The organism is Pantoea ananatis LMG 2665 (assembly GCF_000710035.2).
In the GTDB taxonomy this organism is placed as follows: Bacteria; Pseudomonadota; Gammaproteobacteria; order Enterobacterales; family Enterobacteriaceae; genus Pantoea; species Pantoea ananatis.
Genome location: NZ_JMJJ01000004.1, coordinates 613,984 through 634,585, shown reverse-complemented (window position 1 = coordinate 634,585; position 20,602 = coordinate 613,984). Strand labels below are relative to the sequence as shown.

The 20,602-nt window shown below is 54.2% G+C and carries 19 protein-coding genes, 3 tRNA genes and 1 pseudogene; 7 read left to right on the top strand and 16 right to left on the bottom strand.

Annotated elements, in window-relative coordinates:
- Positions 1-52: 52 nt before the first annotated feature.
- Entirely contained in the window at positions 53-2,605 is a 2,553-nt protein-coding gene (gene mdoH / locus EL29_RS04780; protein WP_013025323.1) for a glucans biosynthesis glucosyltransferase MdoH, read from the bottom strand.
- Positions 2,598-4,136, bottom strand: coding sequence for a glucan biosynthesis protein G (locus EL29_RS04775; protein ID WP_187668452.1), 1,539 nt, complete (start codon positions 4,134-4,136; stop codon positions 2,598-2,600). Before EL29_RS04775 ends, mdoH begins: the two co-directional genes overlap by 8 nt.
- 281 nt (positions 4,137-4,417) lie before the next feature.
- Here EL29_RS04775 and mdoC point away from each other — a divergent pair, with 281 nt between their 5' ends.
- Positions 4,418-5,542, top strand: coding sequence for a glucans biosynthesis protein MdoC (gene mdoC, locus EL29_RS04770; protein ID WP_014593404.1), 1,125 nt, complete (start codon positions 4,418-4,420; stop codon positions 5,540-5,542).
- A 31-nt stretch (positions 5,543-5,573) separates the two neighbouring features.
- Here mdoC and EL29_RS04765 read toward each other — a convergent pair whose 3' ends face one another.
- On the bottom strand, positions 5,574-7,034 hold the full coding sequence (locus EL29_RS04765; protein ID WP_019105718.1) for a phospholipase D family protein: 1,461 nt from the start codon (positions 7,032-7,034) through the stop codon (positions 5,574-5,576).
- Between the two features lie 156 nt (positions 7,035-7,190).
- Here EL29_RS04765 and EL29_RS04760 point away from each other — a divergent pair, with 156 nt between their 5' ends.
- The gene (locus EL29_RS04760; protein ID WP_014593402.1) at positions 7,191-8,351 is read left to right on the top strand and encodes a glycoside hydrolase family 1 protein; all 1,161 of its coding nucleotides are present in this window, start codon (positions 7,191-7,193) and stop codon (positions 8,349-8,351) included.
- On the opposite strand, the gene EL29_RS04755 is transcribed toward EL29_RS04760, so the two are convergent.
- The 6 genes from EL29_RS04755 to EL29_RS04730 all read right to left on the bottom strand — a co-directional run bounded on the left by EL29_RS04755 (position 8,342) and on the right by EL29_RS04730 (position 13,438).
- Positions 8,342-8,515: a hypothetical protein gene (locus EL29_RS04755; RefSeq protein ID WP_014606151.1), complete on the bottom strand. Its 174-nt coding sequence runs from the start codon at positions 8,513-8,515 to the stop codon at positions 8,342-8,344. The two genes, EL29_RS04760 and EL29_RS04755, sit on opposite strands and share 10 nt — an antisense overlap.
- A 32-nt stretch (positions 8,516-8,547) precedes the next feature.
- A complete protein-coding gene (locus tag EL29_RS04750; RefSeq protein WP_014606152.1) occupies positions 8,548-8,691 on the bottom strand; it encodes a hypothetical protein in 144 nt (47 codons plus the stop codon).
- A 157-nt stretch (positions 8,692-8,848) separates the two neighbouring features.
- The gene (locus tag EL29_RS04745) at positions 8,849-10,228 is read right to left on the bottom strand and encodes an efflux transporter outer membrane subunit (protein WP_013025316.1); all 1,380 of its coding nucleotides are present in this window, start codon (positions 10,226-10,228) and stop codon (positions 8,849-8,851) included.
- Entirely contained in the window at positions 10,225-11,325 is a 1,101-nt protein-coding gene (locus EL29_RS04740; RefSeq protein WP_014593401.1) for an HlyD family secretion protein, read from the bottom strand. The genes EL29_RS04745 and EL29_RS04740 overlap by 4 nt, the downstream gene beginning before the upstream one ends.
- Positions 11,322-13,007: an MFS transporter gene (locus tag EL29_RS04735; protein WP_014606155.1), complete on the bottom strand. Its 1,686-nt coding sequence runs from the start codon at positions 13,005-13,007 to the stop codon at positions 11,322-11,324. The genes EL29_RS04740 and EL29_RS04735 overlap by 4 nt, the downstream gene beginning before the upstream one ends.
- A gap of 2 nt (positions 13,008-13,009) precedes the next feature.
- Entirely contained in the window at positions 13,010-13,438 is a 429-nt protein-coding gene (locus EL29_RS04730) for a MarR family winged helix-turn-helix transcriptional regulator (protein WP_013025313.1), read from the bottom strand.
- A gap of 154 nt (positions 13,439-13,592) precedes the next feature.
- Between EL29_RS04730 and EL29_RS04725 the strand changes: the two are divergent.
- The 4 genes and pseudogenes from EL29_RS04725 to EL29_RS04710 all read left to right on the top strand — a co-directional run bounded on the left by EL29_RS04725 (position 13,593) and on the right by EL29_RS04710 (position 17,159).
- Positions 13,593-14,438, top strand: a pseudogene (locus tag EL29_RS04725) (helix-turn-helix domain-containing protein).
- Positions 14,439-14,480: 42 nt separating this feature from the next.
- On the top strand, positions 14,481-14,888 hold the full coding sequence (locus EL29_RS04720) for a PTH2-like family protein (RefSeq protein WP_024470946.1): 408 nt from the start codon (positions 14,481-14,483) through the stop codon (positions 14,886-14,888).
- Between the two features lie 370 nt (positions 14,889-15,258).
- Positions 15,259-15,519: a biofilm/acid-resistance regulator YmgB/AriR gene (locus EL29_RS04715; RefSeq protein WP_013025310.1), complete on the top strand. Its 261-nt coding sequence runs from the start codon at positions 15,259-15,261 to the stop codon at positions 15,517-15,519.
- Positions 15,520-15,653: 134 nt separating this feature from the next.
- The gene (locus tag EL29_RS04710) at positions 15,654-17,159 is read left to right on the top strand and encodes a SulP family inorganic anion transporter (RefSeq protein ID WP_014593397.1); all 1,506 of its coding nucleotides are present in this window, start codon (positions 15,654-15,656) and stop codon (positions 17,157-17,159) included.
- A 36-nt stretch (positions 17,160-17,195) separates the two neighbouring features.
- Here the strand turns inward: EL29_RS04710 and EL29_RS04705 are convergent, their stop codons facing one another.
- On the bottom strand, positions 17,196-17,393 hold the full coding sequence (locus EL29_RS04705) for a DUF6404 family protein (protein ID WP_013025308.1): 198 nt from the start codon (positions 17,391-17,393) through the stop codon (positions 17,196-17,198).
- Positions 17,394-17,586: 193 nt separating this feature from the next.
- Between EL29_RS04705 and EL29_RS04700 the strand changes: the two genes are divergently transcribed.
- Positions 17,587-17,763, top strand: coding sequence for a hypothetical protein (locus EL29_RS04700; protein ID WP_187668450.1), 177 nt, complete (start codon positions 17,587-17,589; stop codon positions 17,761-17,763).
- 162 nt (positions 17,764-17,925) lie between these two features.
- Here EL29_RS04700 and EL29_RS04695 read toward each other — a convergent pair whose 3' ends face one another.
- The 6 genes from EL29_RS04695 to pgsA all read right to left on the bottom strand — a co-directional run bounded on the left by EL29_RS04695 (position 17,926) and on the right by pgsA (position 20,590).
- Positions 17,926-18,195 carry a YrhK family protein gene (locus EL29_RS04695; protein WP_013025306.1) on the bottom strand — a complete coding sequence of 90 codons (270 nt, stop codon included), beginning with the start codon at positions 18,193-18,195 and terminating at the stop codon, positions 17,926-17,928.
- 739 nt (positions 18,196-18,934) lie between these two features.
- The gene (locus tag EL29_RS04690; protein ID WP_013025305.1) at positions 18,935-19,141 is read right to left on the bottom strand and encodes a hypothetical protein; all 207 of its coding nucleotides are present in this window, start codon (positions 19,139-19,141) and stop codon (positions 18,935-18,937) included.
- Between the two features lie 422 nt (positions 19,142-19,563).
- Positions 19,564-19,650 (bottom strand) — tRNA-Leu (locus EL29_RS04685).
- Between the two features lie 10 nt (positions 19,651-19,660).
- Positions 19,661-19,734, bottom strand: a tRNA-Cys gene (locus EL29_RS04680).
- A gap of 40 nt (positions 19,735-19,774) precedes the next feature.
- Positions 19,775-19,850, bottom strand: a tRNA-Gly gene (locus tag EL29_RS04675).
- A 191-nt stretch (positions 19,851-20,041) separates the two neighbouring features.
- Positions 20,042-20,590: a CDP-diacylglycerol--glycerol-3-phosphate 3-phosphatidyltransferase gene (pgsA, locus tag EL29_RS04670; RefSeq protein WP_006118776.1), complete on the bottom strand. Its 549-nt coding sequence runs from the start codon at positions 20,588-20,590 to the stop codon at positions 20,042-20,044.
- Between the last annotated feature and the right edge of the window lie 12 nt (positions 20,591-20,602).

Here is a 20,602-nt window from a genome sequence, read left to right as displayed (position 1 = left end):
GTAACCGGCGACGGGCGTAAAAAAAGCGGCATTTCTGCCGCTTTCTTCGTTGCTACGCCTGATGCGGTAAGGCATCGGGGTTGAGAGGCATTTTTTGATAGCTCTCTACCCACTGATGATACTTTTCACCACTTTCCCACAGGCGAGTATGTACACGCGCCAGCACCACCGGATCGCTGATCAGCTGCAAGCGCTGCTCTCGATTCAGTTTTTCCGGCGCATCGCTCAGTGCCTGATCGACGCGGCGATCGCGCGCATGATCAAGTAACTGACTCTGCTTGTGGCGTGAGGTCGCAAGCGCGGTCGCCAGGGCGTTAAACGCAGGATGGAACAGCGCATGCATAAAGCCATTTTTCAGCACGCGCTGACGGTTGAGTTCCACATAGCGATCGGTATCCACCAGCTCTTTCGGCGGATCGTACTCTTCCGGGATCAGGAACAGCTTCGCTTTCTTACTCTTGATGCCGAGGCCAGAGCGGCTCGACATCACCGATACAAACGGCGACAGAATAAGCGAGAACACGATTGGCGCCAGCCACCACAGGAAGTTGAGATCCAGCCACCCCATCCCGGCAGCCCAGACAATGCCCAGGGCCATCTGCGAACCGTGACGCTTGAAGGCTTCGCTCCAGGGTGTGGCATCATCGTCACGCTGCGGTGAGTTCCAGACCACTTCCCAGCCCAGGAACGCGCTTACCACAAATACGGTGTGGAACAGCATACGCACCGGTGCCAGCAGCACCGAGAACAGCATCTCCAGCAGCAGCGAGACGAACAGACGTAGCGCACCGCCGTAGGGTTTCGCCCCCTTACACCAGATCAGCACGACGCTGAGCAGTTTCGGCAGGAACAGCAGCACCAGCGTGGTCGAGAACAGCGCAATCGCCAGTTCAGGACGCCACTGGGGCCAGACCGGGAACAGCTGCCTTGGCTGCAGGAAGTAAGTGGGCTCCATGAGCGTATGCACCACCTGTAACGCGGTGGACAGTGCCAGGAACAGGAACCACAGCGGTGCCGACAGATAAGACATCACGCCCGTCAGGAAGACGGCACGGTGCACCGGGTGCATCCCTTTCACCAGAAACAGGCGAAAGTTCATCAGGTTACCGTGACACCAGCGGCGATCGCGCTTAAGTTCGTCCAGCAGGTTTGGCGGGAGCTCCTCATAGGAACCCGGCAAATCATAGGCGATCCATACGCCCCAGCCAGCACGGCGCATCAGTGCCGCTTCCACGAAGTCATGCGACAGGATGGAACCGGCAAACGAGCCTTCACCCGGCAGCGGTGCCAGTGCGCAGTGCTCGATAAACGGCTTCACACGAATGATGGCGTTATGGCCCCAGTAGTGCGACTCACCCAACTGCCAGAAGTGCAGACCGGCGGTAAACAACGGGCCGTAAACGCGGGTCGCAAACTGCTGACAACGCGCATAAAGCGTGTCCATGCCCGAGGCTTTTGGCGAAGACTGGATGATACCGGCATTAGGGTTAGCATCCATCATGCGCACCAGGCCCGTCAGACATTCACCGCTCATGACGCTGTCGGCGTCCAGCACCACCATGTAGCTATAGTTGCTGCCCCAGCGACGGCAAAAGTCATCGATGTTGCCGCTTTTACGCTTCACACGGCGGCGACGACGGCGATAGAATATCTTGCCCGCGCCACCGACGTCACGTACCAGCTCCATCCAGGCTTTCTGCTCAGCGATAGCGATATCGGCATCGTAACTGTCACTCAGGATGTAAACATCAAAGTGCTCAGCATTTCCGGTACGCACCACTGATTCCCAGGTCGCCCGTAAACCAGCAAAAACGCGTCCTACATCTTCATTACAGATCGGCATGATCAGCGCGGTACGGTGCGCAGGATTAAGGGGTTCATCGCCGACGGTAGAATAGGAAATGCTGTATTTATCCCGACCAATCAGCAGTTGCAGGAAGCCCATCAACGCCGTCCAGAAACCCGCCGACACCCAGCAGAACAGGATCGCAAACAGGAACAGAATCCCGGTCTGCAACACATAAGGCAGAATCTGCATAACAGACTGCTGCCAGTTCTGGTTGATCATGTCCATGGGATCCAGCAGCGTCCAGCCCTGGTAAGGCAAAATGGTTTTCATGTACCACGTCGCCACCACGGTCTGCATAATCGTGAGGATCAACAGAATATAACGACGAATGGACCCCACGTGGCGCCACTTCTCTTCCGCGCGCTGCTCTTCGGCCGAAGCATAACGGGGAACAGACTTGTGTCCCCGTAGCGAGTCCCAGGCGCGAGCCAGCGGGTTAGTGCGCCAGGCTTCCGGGAACATCAATGAACGCTTCACTTTTGGCATCGCCTTTAACGTGGTGCGATCAAGATAGTCCTTGCCTAGCTGCTGTCCCCCGGCAAGTGAATCGGGCCAGGCCATTTCCACTCGCGACGACACCGATTTTAAAGGTGCATCCTCAGGGCGATCGCTGGCAGCCACATCCTGGCCCAGCGATTCGTGTAACTGGTGAAACGTCTGCGCATTTTGCAACGAAGCGGCCAGACGCGTTTTTCCTGCCGCATCCAGCGGCAGGGCTTCTACATAGCGTTGAGGTGTAAAAGTCAAATTATTCATTGGCAGGTAACTGATAGCTCCAGGTTTCCGTCAATGTCTTGTCACCGCTGACCAGCGCTGCACGCATCTCTGTCGCCTGCTTGTTATCTTTCACGCGCAGACGCAATACCAGACGCCAGCCTTTGGTGACCGGATTGTAGCGAACGCTTTGTTCGACCACTTCGGCGTTCTTGCCTACGCTGACCTGCGGCGCAACCTGACTGTCGGCAGGCATTTCACTCATGTCTTTGCCGACGAAATCGATGGTGAAGGCAACAGTGCCATCCGGTTGACGGACTAAATTCGACTGCTTCACATCGCCCGCTGAACGCAGCGTATCTTTCACCCAGGCAACATCGTCAGAATGCAGTTTGTTTTCATTACGGCCAAAGTGCAGACGGTATTTGAAATCCATCGCTTTACCCGGTTCCGGCAGGTTTTCCGGTGTCCAGAACGTCACGATGTTATCGTTCGTCTCATCTGCGGTAGGAATCTCAACCAGCTCAACGCGTCCTTTACCCCAGTCGCCGATTGGCTCAACCCAGCCGCTTGGACGCAGGTCGTAACGGTCATCCAGGTCCTGATAGTTATTGAAATCACGTCCGCGCTGTAACAGCCCGAAGCCTTTTGGATTTTCAATGGTATAGGTGCTGACGGCCAGGTGACGCGGGTTATTCAGCGGACGCCAAATCCACTCACCGTTGCCGCTGTGAATCGACAGACCGTCTGAATCATGCAGTTCAGGACGGAAATTAGACACTGGCGACGGCTGATTGCGACCAAACAGGAACATGCTGGTTAACGGTGCAATACCCAGTTTACCTACGTTGTCGCGTAAATAGAATTTGGTCTGCACATCAACCGTGGATTCCTGGCCTGGATGGATGGTAAAGCGATAAGCACCGGTCGCGCGTGGAGAATCCAGCAGTGCGTAGATCACCAGCTGTTTGTCCTGCGGTTTGGGTCGTTCAATCCAGAACTCTTTAAAACGCGGGAACTCTTCGCCTGATGGCAGCGCGGTGTCGATAGCCAGACCACGGGCAGACAGGCCATAAACCTGACCGGCACCGATCACGCGGAAATAGCTGGCACCGAGGAAGCTGGCGATTTCGTCATCTTTCTTGTTCTTGCTGTTCAACGGATACAGCACTTTAAAACCCGCAAAGCCGAGGTTTTTCACCGCATCGGCATCGTGTTTCACATTGCCGAAGTTGAAATAATCAGGACTGTATTTGATTTCGCGAACGGTATTGGCGGTGATCTCGTTAATTTTCACCGGCAGATCAAAGTACATCCCCTGATGGTAGAATTCGAGTTTGAACGGCGTACGCAGTTTGCCCCAATACGCTTTATCGTGGTTGAACTGAATCTGCTGGTAGTCAGCAAATTTCATATCACGAAATTGAGAGGGTAAATTGCTTTTTGGCGCTTCGAAGCTTTTTCCGGACAGATCTTTGGCTTGTTTTGCCACATCATCAAAATTAAACGCCCAACTGTTGTTGGCATACAAAGCCAGCAGGACTGCCGCGCCAATCCAGCGCATTTTCGTCAGCCCAACATTATTTTTTTCTTTAGTCAGCACATCCCCCCCTTTCGTGTGCTTAATACAAACCCGCTTATCTTAATGGATAATTCGGCTTTCCGACAGCACATGCACAACAATGTTCCCGATAATCCTCTGCTCGAGGGGTGATTTTAGGACAATTAAACGTTACGGGCTCAACTGAGATTCAACTGATAGTATACTCTGTTATCTGCAGCTAGAATTTCCTTCCGACATAATACGGTTTCAGGGCGAAACCGGCTAAAAACGTACTAACGAACTGGAACTTTATGAGTACAACAAAAACTGAGCGTGAGTATTTTCTCGACTCGATCCGGGCCTGTTTGATGTTATTGGGCGTGCCGTTTCACGTTTCCCTGATCTATTCGTCGCAGAAATGGGCCGTCAACAGCAGCGACGCTTCGTTATGGCTTACGACCCTGAATGATTTTATTCATGCGTTCCGCATGCAGGTGTTTTTTGTCATCTCCGGCTACTTCTCTTACATGCTCTATCTGCGCTATCAGCCCCGACGCTTTCTGAAAGTTCGTCTGGAGCGGGTCGGCATTCCGATGCTGACGGCGGTGCCCTTAATTACGCTGCCACAGTTCTTTATGCTGAAGGCATGGACAAGCAAATACGCGGACTGGAGCGCCCTGCCGCCCTACGCCAAATTCAACAACCTGATGTGGGAGCTGATCTCCCACCTGTGGTTTTTACTGGTGCTGTTAATTCTTACCACACTCGGCATGATCACGTTCCGCTGGTTGCGGGATCAAAAGCGTAACATTGATTATCAACGCGTGGGCTGGGGGAAACTGGCGCTTGGCCTGTTGATCTGGGGCCTGATGTGGGGCGCTTTTCGACGTGTTGTCTTTTACACGAATCCAACCCTTTTAAGCGATGCGCTGTTTAATTTCGTGGTGATGCAGTCCCTGTTCTACCTGCCCTTTTTTATGCTGGGCGCACTCAGTTGGAAACATCAGGCGCTGAAACAGCTGTTCGTGCGAGTGAATCCCGTGCTGTTCATTGGCGCAGTGCTGCTGCTGGTGGCATATATTGTCAATCAACGCACAAGCAGTGGTGAAGGCTGGTTGTATGAGCTGGACGCGTTAATCAGCAGCATGATGGGACTTTGCATGCTGAACGTCTGTTACAGTCTGGGACATAAACTGCTTAACTCACATTCGCCAGGCATTATGTATCTGGTTAACGCCTCGCTGTTTATTTATCTGGTGCACCATCCCCTGACGCTGCTGTACGGCATTTATGTGACGCCTGTACTGCATAACAATACGCTGGGCTTCCTGCTGGGTCTGGTCATGGTATTTGGCGTGTCATTCACGTTGTATGAGTTGCACCTGCGTATTCCTCTTCTGCGTTTTCTGTTTTCCGGTAAGCCGCAGAAGCGCTAATGATAAGGCGATCGCTGCCGATCGCCTTGCTTCAAAGCAGCCACTCAATAGGTAATCGCCACACCAGTCGAACCTGCAGACGCTGCCACCAGCTACAGCCGGGTTCATGCTTGTGAACAACTTGCTGCGCCTCGCCGGGATACTCCAGCCAGTTTACTCTTCCCCACTTGTCCAGCCGCAACGTCCAGGCCCGATCGCGCATCGAGTCGCTAAAACGCTGATGGGTTTCGGCGGCCAGTTTTTCACTTTCAATGACCAGCCCCATTTCGGTGTTGAGCACCGCCGAGCGTGGATCGAAGTTAAATGAGCCGATAAACAGGATTTTTTCATCCACTGAAAAGGTTTTCGCGTGCAAACTTGAGCCTGAATTACCGGTCAAGCCGCGATCGTGCGGCGTATCATTCAGGCCGGCCTGGGGTTTTAATTCGAAAAGCGAAATGCCGTGCCGCAACAGTTTTTTCCGCCATTTTGCATAGCCCGCATGCACAATGGACACATCGTTTGCCGCCAGCGAGTTCGTTAACACCGCGATCTTCACCCCTTTGCGCTTCATCGCCAGCAGTTGGGCAACGCCCGCGCGGGTCGGCACAAAGTAAGCGGAAATGATGTCGAACTGATGCTGAGGCGCACCGATCACTTCCATCATACGCTGAGGCAGAAGTGACTTGCGTCGGGCTTTTCCCAGGCCCTTGCGCGGATCGTCACTCAACAGGCGCGTTTTGGCCCAGACAAAAGGCAGATCGTCCTGAGTCAGTTGATCGATCAGCGAGGACTTATTCAGGCGCTGAAGATAATGCTGTACGGTCTCGCTTTCACGCCACTCCGGCGGTAACACCACATCCGGATGCGCCGACATCGGCTGATCCAGCACCTCGCTTAGCGGCGAAACGGGTTTACTGTTCCAGTAGCGTTCAAAATCTTCGGCCACTTCGTTAACCACCGAGCCGATAGCCAGCACGTCGAGATCGGCAAACAGGGGTTCGTTGCCCGTACCAAAATATTCGTCGCCAATGTTACGTCCACCGACTACCGTCGTGACGCCATCCGCCGTGAAGCTCTTATTATGCATCCGCCGGTTGAGGCGGGCGAAGTCGGTGAGATAGCCCAGCGCGCGCAGGGTACGAAAGGAGAACGGATTGAACAGCCTGACGGTAATGTTGGGATGGTGATTCAGCTGCGCCAGCGTATCATCCAGCCCTGGCGTATTGTTATCGTCCAGCAGCAGCCGTACGATCACCCCGCGATTGGCGGCCTCCAACATGGCACTGAACAGCAACCTGCCCGACATATCGTTTTGCCAGATATAGTATTGTATATCCAGAGTCTTCGCGGCTTTCTCCATCAGCAGGTAACGTGCGGCAAAAGCATCCAGCCCGTCACTGAGTGGATGAATGCCGCTCAACCCCGGATGGTGCAAACAAAGCGGAACCAGCCGCTCTTCAAGCCAGCTCTGCCGTGATGGGCTCTGGGGCAAATCAAACGCTTCGGTCATGGATATTCCCTGAATCATACTGTCATTTATTATTATTCCTCCGGGCGCCAGAGTATGCCAGCGCCGGTTGCACATCAGCCATGCTGATGGCACCGTTTTTTAGTCTAGACTTAGTCGAACGATCTGTGACTGTCATTTGCCCGGCAGGAGAGGAATATGAGTCAATCGCCCTTAACTGACGACCGTTTACGCCATCATCCCCGCCTGTTTCAGAGCTTTTTTCAGGGCAGCTTCCCCTGTTCCACCGCCTGCCGCACGCCGGGCAAACGGCTGGATATGGTGATCAGCAGCGGGCACGATATGCTGCTTAAAAAAGACTATGCGGCACTGGTCGATCTGCATCTGTTGACCGCGCGGGATGGTGCACGCTGGCACCTGATTGAAAAAACGCCTAACCAGTACGACTGGAGCAGTTTCCTGCCAATGGTCGAAGCGGCACGGGATAACCAGTTGCAGATCATCTGGGAACTGGCCCACTTTGGCTATCCCGATCATATTTCTGTCTGGAAAGCCGGGTTCGTCGACCACTTCGAACGTTATGCCCGGGAAATGGCGCGCATTATCCGCGATCAGGGCATTCAGCAGGCTTTTTTCACGCCCGTAAACCAGATCTCATTCTGGTCCTGGGCAGGTGCCGACGTGGCCTGGTTTAATCCCCATGCCAGTCAGCGTGGTAAAGAGCTTAAGCGGCAACTGGTTCGTGCTTCTCTGGCTGCCATGAAGGCAATTCGTGAGGTGATACCCGACGCCCGTTTTGTGCTGACCGATCCTTTGGTGCAGATTGCCCATCATCCCGATAACCCCGACAGTAAACCCGGGGCTGATGCACAGCATCAGGCGCAGTTTGAAGCCTGGGATATGTTAGCCGGACGTGTCGATAAAGAACTGGGCGGGCACGAAGATTTTCTGGATATTCTGGGCCTGAACTACTATCCGGATAACCACTGGTTCTTCCCCGATCGGCCAATGGACAGAGACGACCCGGTACGCGCCCCGCTCCATATTTTGCTGGCGCAATACTGGCAGCGTTACCAACGTCCCATGCTGATAGCCGAAACCGGTGCCGAAGGCGAAGCTCGCGCGCCCTGGCTACAGGAGGTCAGTGAAAACGTTGCCGTTGCCCTGGATCAGGGCATTGCGATGGAGGGCATTTCGCTCTATCCCGTGGTGGAGTACCCGGCATGGGCAGACGACAGGCGTTCTCCAGGGTCACTGCTGGGCCTCGCCGATCCCAATGGCAACCGCACCGTGCATGAGGACCTGGCACTGGTGCTGCGCAGTCAGCAGATAAAGTTCACTAAGCGCGATCAGAGCTGACGCGAGGGCGGTTTGGGATAACAGGTTTGCGTATCAAGGCGCTCCGGCGGCGAGGCAAGGCGGCTGTCGTTTAGCCACGTCACCACAAACAAGAAAGTGACACCGATCAGGCAAGCGGTCAGCAGGCCAATAATCGCAATCAGTTTATCATCTCTCGATTCCATCCCTCACTCCTTTCAGGTCCGGTTGATAAACACTAACTCATCCAAAGCGTGACGATCAAAACGAAAATAATCAGCGTGACCGAGGTTACTGCCAGCACCACAATCGCAAAGTGAGCATCGGCAAGGGGCTGAACCACAGGTTCATCGTGCTCTTCTGGTGGGCTGGGTAAAAGCATGCTCTTCCTGGTTAACGCGTGGCTCAAAGGTGCATTTGCGGGCTACAGTGTAGAGCAATCTTATTCAGGAATCCGTTATTTTACAAACCCGCCCTGATGGAGCGGCACGACCGGAATGTGCCGCCCTTCAGCCCCTGCCATACCGGCTAGTGCGGCGCTATTTCCCGGCAGACCAGCCGCCGCCCAGCGCGCGATACAGCTCAATTTGCGCCTGCAGTAGATTATTTTTGACCGTCACCAGGTTCAGTTGAGTCGCAAACAGGGTGCGCTGTGCATCCAGCTCGTCCAGATAAGAGGCATAACCGTTTTGGTAGCGTTCGGTCGCGATGCGCAACGCGTCGGCGACAAACTGTTCCTGTTGACGAAGCGCTTCCTGTTGCGCCTCGCCCTGGCGAATCGCATCCAGTGCATTATTCACCTCTGAAAAGGCGTTTCGCACCACTTTCTCATAGCTGTACAAAGCCTGATTACGCGAAGCCATGGAGACATCCACCTGCGCGGTTAACGCTTCACGATTGAGTAAGGGGGCCAGAATACTGCCGCCGACGCTCCACAGGCGGAAAGGATCGTCCACCAGCTGATGCAACACGGAACTCTGAAGCGTGCCTGAGGCAGTGAGGTTAATTCCCGGCAGCAGCTTCGCTTTGGATGACGCCAGCGTGGCATCGGCGGCCAGCAGTTGACGCTGTGCCTGCACGATATCAGGACGACGATTCAGCAGTGCAGACGGCAGTACGCCCGGCATAACCTGCGGCATGATAGCCGTGAACGCCCGATGGCGTGCGATTTCACGTGGATTCATCCCTACCAGGATGCTGAGCGCATTTTCCTGTTGCGCAATTTGATGCTGGAGTTGCGGAACCTGAGCTTTAGCGGACTGATACTCAGATGAAGCCTGCATCCACTCCAGCCGGGAGGTATATCCCGTTTCGAACTGGCGCTGCGCCAGTTTGAGCGAGTTGTGCCGCGTTGCCAGCGTAGCCTCGGTAACGCGCAGTTGCTCATCCAGCGCGCACAGCGTCATATAACCGGATGCCACCGAACTGGCGATGGTCAGCTCGGCTGCCGAGGCGGCGGCCTGCTGTGCCTCCAGCGTCGCCTGCGCCGCATCGATCGAACGGCTGCGCGCGCCCCACAAATCCACATTGTAGCTGGCCTGTAGCTGTCCCTGAAAAACCGAGGTGTCATTAGGCTGACCCGTCGCCGCGGATAATGCGCGCTGACGCGTCGCCGCGACGCCGCCGCTGAGCGTCGGAAAATTGTCCCCTTCCGTTGCACGTAGCTGGGCCCGATACTGATCAACCCGTGAACGGGCGATCAGGATATCCGGATTATTACGCAACGCCTGATCCACCAGGCGATTCAGATCGGCGTCGCCGAAGGCCTGCCACCATGCGGCTTCCGGTGGCGCAGAAGGCCCTACCCGATCGCGCCACTGTGGGGGAATGGGCAAGGCGGACGGGGCTTTGTCGACCTGGGTGCTGCACCCTGCCAGCACGACCGCCAGCAGGGCAGCGGCTATACGCAAGCCCTTCATGGCGTTTTCTCTCCCTCTCCGTCCACGTGTGCGGCCGTGTCAATGCTGACCTCAACCGACATCCCGGGACGCAGCTGTTGCTGGACCTCTGGCGCCACATCAATACGTACCGGAATACGCTGAGCGATTTTAACGAAGTTGCCGGTCGCATTGTCCGGCGATATGGCACTGAATTCTGAACCTGCAGCAGGTGAAAGATATTCAACGCGACCCTGGAAGGTTTTACCGTCCAGTGCATCCACACGAATCGTTACCGGCAGCCCCGGACGAATATGCGCCAGCTGCGTTTCTTTGTAGTTCGCGATAATCCACTTATGGTTGGGCACCACCGACGTCAGGCGCGTACCGGCCGTCACGTAGGCGCCTTTACGCACGGATAGCTGTCCGAGTTGCCCTTCGTCAGGTGAGGTAATGCGCGTGTTGGCCAGATCGATTTCCGCCAGTTCCAGAGCGGCCTTTGCACTGGCCACGTCCCCTTCAAGCGAGGCACGGTTAACAATGACCGTTTGCAAGTTTTGCTGGGCCACCGCAACCTGCGCTTCCGCCTGATGCAGCTGAGCCAGCCCCTGCGCATTCGCCGCGCGCGCCGCATCGCGTTCGCGCATCGAGAGCGAACCGTCTGCGGCCAGATTTTCAACACGTTTTAGATCCAGACCGCTTTTCACCGCCTGGGCTTTGGCGTTTTCCAGCGCCGCTTTATTACTCTGAATCGTGGCCTGCGCGCTGAGGCGCTGCTGCTGATTATTATTGAGTGCAGCCTGCTTCATGGCCAGCTGCGCCTGCGCCTGGTGCACGCGCTGACGATAGATACGATCGTCAATGGTCATCAGTAACTGACCTTTTTTAACCGGCTGCAGGTCAACCACATCCACCTGGGTCAGATAACCATTTACCTGCGGGCTGATAAACGTGACCTGCCCGCGGACATAAGCATTTTCCGTGCTCTGAACGGAACTGGTGAAAGGCCAAAGCTGCCAGGCATACAGAATAACCAGCACGCCTGTCACCACAATACCGCTGCCTAAGGCAATCGAGAGAATACGACGGCGGTTGGCCCGATCGCGCTCTGCTGCCTGAAGTTCATCCTGTTGACTCATTGTTGCTCCGTTCGTTCTTGTGCGGCGGCAAGCTGACGCTGCTCTGCCAGATTGAAGGTGGCCTGTCGCCAGTCGAGATAGCGCCGACGCGTTAAGCGCCACAGCACCCACATCAGGGTAATCAGCGCCAGAGCCGCCGTCAGCAGATAGGTATCGTTATAGGCCAGTACGTTGGCCTGCAAGGTTGCGACTGACTGAAGCTGGCTGGTGCTTTGTGCACTAAGCAGGGCGCTGTCGCTGATCTGACTGGTAAACAGGGCGCCATATTGGCTAAGCCGTTCACTGACGTTGGGATCCAGTAACGATAATTGATCGCCAAGAAGACTGGAGTGATATTTTTCACGCCAGGTTTGAAAGGTGCCCAGAATCGCCGAGCCGATTAAGCCGCCCAGATTTTGGCTCATGCCAAACAACACCACAAAACTGACCAGATTTTTCGGCTGGGTTACCACGCTACCAATGCCCATCAACATGGCGGGCGCCATAAAAAAGGCGCTGCCGAATCCCAGTAAAAACTGGCTTAAGTACATGTTGTTCGCGCGGGTAACCGGGCTGGATTGCGCGTCCATCAGTGAGGCGATGATCATCACGATGAGTGACACCACAATCGGCCAGTTGAGATGCGTTGGCTTAATGGTTAGCGCACTGGCTGCAATGCCGGCAATCACCCCGGCGATGATCGCCCAGGCTAAGCCGTGCAGTTGATCGTTTTGTAGGCCAATCTGCTGCAAAAAACCTATCGCACCGGTATTCTGCTCCGCCAGCACGATACGAATCATGATCATCACGATGCCCAGACGCACGATCATCCCGTTGCTGAGCCAGCGCGTATTGATCAGCGGATTGCGGCGGTTATGTTCAATCACGAAAGCCGTGACGATCAGCACCAGCGCCAGCGCAGCACAAACGCCGAGCCAGGGCGTGCTAAACCACCATTCAATTCGGCCGAGTGACAGTACGCCGCACAGCAGTGCCATGCCCGGTGCCAGCAGCATAAAGGTGACAAAATCCATCTTCTCAAACGCCTTAATACGATCGCCCGGCGGCAGCTTAACCACCAACACCGCGCCCAACGCAATCAGCGCTAACCCCAGTTCAAACAGATAAAGCCCGCGCCACTCCTCAAGCTGGAGCAACTCGCTGGAAAAGAGTCGGGCCAGCGGAATCGCCAACTGCGAAACGGTCAGGCCAATAACCAGGGCCTTCAGGCGATGTTTCGCCGGCCACGCCTGCACCTGATAATAGATCCCCAGCGAGCTCAGGGCAGCGCCCACCATGCCATGGGCGGTGCGTACGATAATCGCCGAACTGAGATCGTTGGCAAAGAGATGGAAAAAGGCGACTAAGACATAAAGCACCAGAAAGGCTTCGGTGAAAACCCGCAGTCCAAACTGCTGACGAAATTTCACCAGCAGCAGGTTGATGGAGATATTCCCCATCACATATACCGCCGGTAGCCAGGCGATTTCATTGGAGTAAGCGGCAAAGGTTCCTTGCAGATTCGTGAGGTTCGCACTGACCAGCGCGTTGCTCAGTGCACCGGTCAGGGAGATCAGCAGGCCAATCAGCCCAAACGCAATGCGTTTAGGCGTTGAGTGCAGCGGCGTCGAAGGCGACCCCGGCAGCATAGGTTTTTCATGTGGCAACCATTCACGCGCAGCGTAGGGATTGCGCCGGGCCATAATTACATCGTTCCCATTCGGGTCAGCAGTGTCTCTAAAATTCGCTCAACCACCGCGAGCTCCTGAGGATCGATATCAGCCAGCAGCTCAGCACGTAAGGCATCCGCGTGGGTTTTAACGTTGGCGAACGCGTCATTCCCTTTTTCGGTCAGCACCAGGTGACGTTTGCGGCGATCTTCGGCTGGCTGCACGCGCGTCAGTAAATCCTGCTTCACCAGACGATCCACCAGCGGCACCATACTGGCATCCTCCAGCCCCATCCGTTGCGCCAGTTCCGTTTGCGTAAGCCGCTGAGGTTCGCTGGCAATAAGCCCAATCGCCATCCAACTGCTGGTACTTAAGCCACTGTCTTTCAAATGACGATCGACGGCCAGACGCCAGGCATGAGCAGTAAGATGGAGCAAGTGCGTAAAGGTACGGGTAGATGACATTTAAATAGCAACCTAATGATTAGAGTTCTAATTAGTTGAATAAGTTATTATACGCAAAGCAAATTGCGAATGAAAAGTGTCTGCTCTGTTAAATACTGGATAATCGCGGCAGAATGTCCAGGTTGATACTGTCGTAAAAGTTTCGTGGAGTAAAATGCGTGTGAAAGACTCAACAGACAGCTGGGTGGATTTGCGTCGCGACCCAAACAGCGGTATTGAATCTCTGCGGGCGCATTTTACCGGTCATGCCTACGATCCTCACTGGCATGACAGCTATTTAATTGGCGTGACTGAGCAAGGCGTACAGCAGTTCCATTCCCGACGTCAGCGTCATCACAGCCGCCCCGGCACCGTCTTTATGTTAGAACCTGAAGAACTGCATGACGGCGATGCCGTTGATGCCCAGGGTTTTACCTACCGTATGCTGTATCTTTCGCCTCACCAGCTACATCAGCAGCTTGCGCCAGCCTGTCTTGATGGACTCCCCTGCGGAGAGCTACGCTTTGCCAGCACGCTGAAAGACGATGGTCAACTCTCCTGGGCGGTCTGGCACGCGTTTGACGCTTTCTGGCACGATCATCCCCAGCTCATTAAAGATGCAGCGCTGGATCGCTTATTCCAGCAACTCCGTTATTCTCCCGTCTTGCGCGGCGCCCGGGCAGAGACAGCACCGTCGCTGGCGCATCAGGCGCGCGACTGGTTGATGGCTTATCATGCGGAAAATCCCGGCATTGCCGAGCTGGCGCAGGCGCTCAACGTCGATCGGTTCCGCCTCTCCCGGCTGTTTCAAAAATAATGGGGCCTGCCGCCGCACGCCTGGTTAGTGCAGTGGCGCCTGAGCCAGGCGCGCCGTCGGCTGGCCATCGGTGAATCGCCCGCACAGGTTGCAGCCGAGCTGGGTTTCGCCGACCAGAGCCATCTGGGGCGCTGGTTCAAACGCGCCTGCCAACTGACGCCCGCGCGTTACCAGCAACTGTGCACAAATCTTCCAGACGCCTGAGCTGAGCCTTGCCACAATGGCTTTTTGCCTCAGGAGATGAAAATGACACAACCACGATGTGTAATGATATTGAACAGCGCGTTACCCGCTGGCAAAGCAACCAATGCCGCAGCCGTTATCGCCCTGACCGTGGGTCAGCGGCACCCTTCCCTTGCAGGCGAAGCCCTTGAGGATGCCGCCACCCGGCGCTTTCCCGGCCTGATTCCGGTAGGCATCCCCGTGCTAGCCGCTGATGCACAGCAGCTCAGCGCATTATGGCCGCAGGCTGAGCAGGCGGAATGCGATATTGTGGTGTTTCCGGAAGAAGGTCAGTCGACGACAGACTATGGCGCCTTTACTGCCGCCATGAAGACACAACCGGCAGCGGAATGGCGTCTGCTGGGCGTGGCTATCGTCGGGGACAAGAAGAAGGTCCGTAAACTCACCGCGAAACTTCACCTGTTTGCTTAATCTGCTGTGAATCGTGCTGCTCACGCGCCGATTTTTCAACTTGTACACATTTCCCTGTACAGATTAACGGCAAATAATTTACCTAAAATGCTGATTGTTAATCATTAGCATTTTTTGCTTAATAATTTACTTGTACAATCAAAGTTACATTGTATAACTTTACAGCCAACGAGTTGTGATCACGACTCTGTAACGAATGATGCATCTGCGTCGCCTCTGAAGGTGTAATGGATTTCCACCCTCAGAGGTTTCTTTTTTGATTATCTCGACCTGTTTACGGCGTTGGGTTCCATTGTATTTTATGCGATGGCTTTTAGGTCTGTTTGTCCTGCTGTCCGCCCGGGTAGCTGGCTATTTGAAAGGCTAACACATGCAAAACACACTGCCCCAAACTGATAAAGAGATTGCTGACTACTTTACCGTTGCTGGTAACAAGCCTGACAGTGATATGGAAATTCTTGGACTGGTGGTTGCAGAAATTCTGCAGTCAGGCATGGCTGTGAATAACAAAGCGATAATTTCTAAGCTGATTCATCGTCTTGAACTGGAAAGTGACGAAGTTTCACTGGATGTTTATCGTCACCTGCTGGAGATGGTGGTGTATAAAACCCCTGACGACTTAACGGTATAGTCCTTTCTCCATGGATGGAGTCATTTCGCTTTCTCTGGCTTCTTCTTTTATCCATCGGTAACATCTGCCCCTCACCATATCCAGTCCTCCTTGCCTTTCGCGCAAGATATGAATAAAAGAGCCTGCACAACATTATGATTCAACAAAACGATGTCGCCACGACCGCCGTTGTGGAAAACGATATCAGTGTGGGGCGCGTACTGCGCTCGCCTGCACTGCTTACCCGAGAATGTCTGGCTGGCGTCATTACGGCCCTGGCACTGATTCCTGAAGTGATCTCTTTCTCTGTTATCGCGGGCGTCGATCCCAAAGTCAGCCTGGTCGCCTCTGTTGTACTTTGCCTGACGCTGTCCATTCTTGGCGGACGGCCGGCCATGGTGACCGCGGCGGCGGGTTCGGTGGCGCTGGTGATTGGCCCGATGGTACATGCCCATGGCGTGGCCTACATTCTGCCTGCGGTCGTGATGGCCGGACTGATTCAGATTCTGTTTGGTGTCACCGGGATGTCACGGGCGATGCGCTATATCCCACGTTCGGTGATGATCGGCTTTGTGAATGCGCTTGGCGTGTTGATTTTCTTTGCTCAGGTTCCCCATGTCTGGGGTCAGTCGCCTGTAGTATGGGCTCTGTTCGCACTCACTCTGGCGATTGTGCTGCTGTTGCCCCGAGTGCTTAAAAGTGTTCCTTCCCCTCTGGTCGCCATTATCGTTGTGACCGGCGTGGCGCTGCTGATGGGTTACCGGGTACCGGATGTGGGGGATGAAGGCCCGATGAGTGCCGGCTTACCTGACTTTACGACCTTAGCCGTACCGCTCGATCGCCACACGCTGCAAATCGTCTGGCCCACGGCGCTCAGCATTGCGTTTGTCGGGCTGATGGAATCGCTGCTGACCGCCAAATTAGTTGATGATCTTACGGACACGCCTTCCAGCAAACGGCGCGAATCCTGGGGGCTGGGCATAGGCAATATTTTTGCTGGCTTTTACGGCGGCATCGCCGGCTGCGCCATGATTGGCCAGACCATTGTTAACGTAGAACTCGGCAAAGCGCGCAGTCGGGTATCAACGATTGCGGCGGGCCTGGTCCTGCTGCTTCTCGTCACCGGCCTGAGCCACATTATGGCGAAGATCCCTATGGTTGTTCTGGCCGGAATCATGATGGTGGTCGCCGTCAAGACGGTAAACTGGCACAGCCTGCAACCGGCAACCCTGAAACGGATGCCCTGGTCAGAAACGCTGGTGATGGTGCTGACGGTAGGCATTACGGTACTCACCGGTAATCTCGCGCTTGGGGTACTGTCCGGGGTTATCGTTGCGATGATGTTATTTGCACGCCGCGTTGCGCATGTCATTCATGCCGAAAGGCAGCTAAGTGAAGACGGGCAGTCGGTGCGTTACACCGTGCGCGGGCCGCTGTTTTTTGCCAGCAGCAACGATTTGTTTGAGCACTTTGATTACGCACAGGATCCGAAATCCGTCATTATCGACCTCACCCACGCGCAAATCTGGGATGCCTCCAGCGTCGCCGCGCTGGATGGAATCGAATATCGCTACCAGCGCTATGGCACGCACGTGACCATAGAAGGGCTGGATCTGCGCAGCAGTGATTTCCATCGCCGCTTGACCGGTAATCTGAGCTGAGTCACTGGCCTGCTGCCTGAGCGCAGCAGGCCGCAGTCAGGCTTGCTGGCGGCGGGCTTTGTAGCGGGCCACCATGGTGATGAGTGCCTGGTATAGCAACCCGGCATACAGGCTCATTAAAATGGCCAGTCCAATCTCTTTGCCCTGCGCCTGCCATGACATAAACCACATGAAGACGCCCCACAGAACCGAAAAAATCAGCCAGCCGCGGACGAATTTCAAAATGCCATTCATAACATTACTCCTCTACATTGATGCGCTACCTTAACCGGAGTGAAGACAAAAAGCCGAATCATCATCGTGAGATGAGAAGTATCTCAAAAAACAAACAAATGGCCTTCCTCGCTTCGCTTTTCCCCTTCGCCACCCTATTTTTAGTTACGGGTGTCTACAATTAGCTTACTGTTAATTTCATAAGGGAAATAGAATGAATCGTCGTCTGACCTTTTTAGCCGCTGCTTTTGTCGTTTCCACGCTCAGCGCCTGCGCACCGCCGCCGCCAGGTCCGGGTTGCGGCGCGCCACCGCCGCCGCCACGATCGTCGTCCACCACCACCGCCTCCACCGCCAGGACAGGCTTTAGCGCCTCCACCTCCTCGGGCTGACGCCCCTCCTCCGCCCCCTCCACCCGCAACCGGCGAACAACCGCCTCCGCCACCGGCTCGCACCTGGTAACGTTTTAGCAGCGATGTTAAGTCTGACCGCCTTACAGCCGGGCCGCAGAATAGCGGCCGGGCTGACTCATCTGAACCACCTGTCTCAGGCTGTCACCGCGAAGTGGCAGGGCGAGAGCGATAAACACGTTTGACATGAATAAGCTCTGCCAGGGTTATCGCCGGGCGTAACAGAAGTTGAAGGCTGCCGACCACAAATAACCAGGTACCGCCAGTCATTAGCGAATCAAAGAAAAAAAGAACGCTTCCTGTCAAAAACCATATCGCGATAAAGAGATCGTTCAGTGCCCCAAGGGCCCGGTAGCGGCGCGCTATGATGATGTGGTCTGAACCGAAATCGATTTCTGCTTGATGTCCGGGCACGGCTTGTCCTTGTCAGTTTGGTCGGTATGTATTGACAAGGTTAGTGCACTGAATGGGATAAGTACGCCTTTGTTGATTTAAGATCGCGATGACAGGAAAGCATCCTGTGCCAGAGCGAACAGTCGGCTGTTTTCATTTCGAAAGACGCGCGCCAACGCCACTTAACGGATCGCTGGCAACACTCTGGTTTAATGTTAAAAACAAGATTCGAAGCTTAGCTCGTTGTTTTAGCGAAGCGCGTAAATTCATGCTTGCGCTGTAAAGGCATCTGTTGAAACACTTTTGTATTTCACGGCGCAAGAGGCCGTGAAGGCATGGCAGGGATACGCATTCGGAAGAGAGATTTTGGGCACACCGATGGATGAAGAGGACGGGCGAAATCACTATCAGAAACAGGCTCTGCAAAGCGCGCAACTTAGAGAGCAAATGGTTGAAATATAAATATTTTATAAAATAATCTCGTCGACCTGGTTTTATTCTTACTCATGCCTGAAGGTTTCTTCTTTACGGCCGATAATCAAAATGTAATCGATAGTACCTTATCTTTATAGCCCTGTTCGCTATGCCCACATCCGAGTGGGCTTTTTTCTATCTGACACAGGCATATCGTGCCTTTTATCGATCAAATCTCATTCAGTTGTATCTAAAAAGCACGATCACTGTATGCTTCCACAGTCAGTCAAAATTGACTGCTGGATTTTCCCTTGTAACAGTTTCTGCCTGTGTAACGCAGGCCTTTTTAATTTACTGCCTTCCCTGCCCTGACAAACTCCGCCGCCATTCTGTAAACCTCCGCCTGAAGTGGATTCGTCTCCTCTTTCATCCAGTCTTCAAGTATTTCAGCAAGCTCTAAATCAAAAAAACCTTCTTTTACATCAAGCAGTTCCAGCACGGCTTTACCGATTGCGGTAAAGATAATATAGGGCCGTTCATCATCGTCGTCCATGTGAGCCTAAGTTGTGAAACGGAAATTCAGCATAGCACATAAAATGAGCAATTAATTTTATTCCTGCGGTTGAAGGCTTCCCTGCTCTTTTGGCTGTTGCCCATCAAGCTCAAACGCTAGCGCTGATGCCGCTGACTACAGCCTGCACGCATCTGTTTTCCTTTTCAGTTCGTGAACGACCTGGCCTTGAGTTTTCGACGCGGGCCTGAAGCTGAGGGATGCCAAAATGCAGGTTTATGCAAGGCAGGAGAGTACGAGGATAAGGATGGGCTGACGGTCCGTGATGAAAGGTGGCAGCAAAAAATGTCATCGCTAATTCATCGCCATTTCATCGCCACTGCCGAATGTCAGATACAAAAAAACCGCCCAAAGAGGCGGCTTAAACGACACTGCTACTACTTGATTTTATTGATGTTTCAATATGGTGCCCGGGGCGGGACTTGAACCCGCACGACCTTGCGATCGAGGGATTTTAAATCCCTTGTGTCTACCGATTTCACCACCCGGGCGAGGTATAACTGGAGGCGCGTCCCGGAGTCGAACCGAGGTACACGGATTTGCAATCCGCTGCATAGCCACTCTGCCAACGCGCCTTAAACTTGTCTGCTGCCAGGTTATCCTGGCCTGCTAATTTGGAGCGGGAAACGAGACTCGAACTCGCGACCCCGACCTTGGCAAGGTCGTGCTCTACCAACTGAGCTATTCCCGCATCATCTTACCGTTCAGTTTACTGCCTGCTGAAGGGCTCGATATTTAATGCACTTCATCGAACTTACTGATTTTTCTTAGCTTCTGCAGCTGTGCTGCCGTTCGATGCGATGCATTCTACTGAGATGACGCGATGAGTCAATAAAATTATCCCCACAATGCGTCCGTTTGCTGCTTTTTAAATCGTATCGATCACGGTTCGAGCAAATCCCCGCGCGCCGCGCTCAGATACTGAAACATCGACCAGAAAGTCAGCACTGCCGCAATGTATAACGCAACGACACCCACACCGACAACCATGCTGTCCGGACGCCACAACAAGGCAAAAAGTGAGAACATCTGTGCCGTTGTTTTTACCTTACCAATCCAGGAAACGGCAACGCTGCTGCGTTTGCCGATTTCAGCCATCCATTCGCGCAGCGCGGAGATAATAATTTCTCGTGCAATCATCGTTGCGGCTGGCAGCGTGATCCACCAGGCATGAAAGTACTCTGCAACCAATACCAGGGCAATTGCCACCATGACTTTATCGGCAACTGGATCGAGGAAAGCGCCAAAGCGGGTTGTCTGCTTCCAGCGACGCGCCAGAAAGCCGTCGAACCAGTCGGTCACGGCTGCCACAACAAAGATCAACGCGGTAACAAATGGCGCCCAGTGGAACGGCAGATAGAAAGCCAGCACAAAGAACGGAATAAGAACGACGCGAAACAGGGTAAGACAGGTCGGAATGTTAAATTGCATATGCTGGTAACT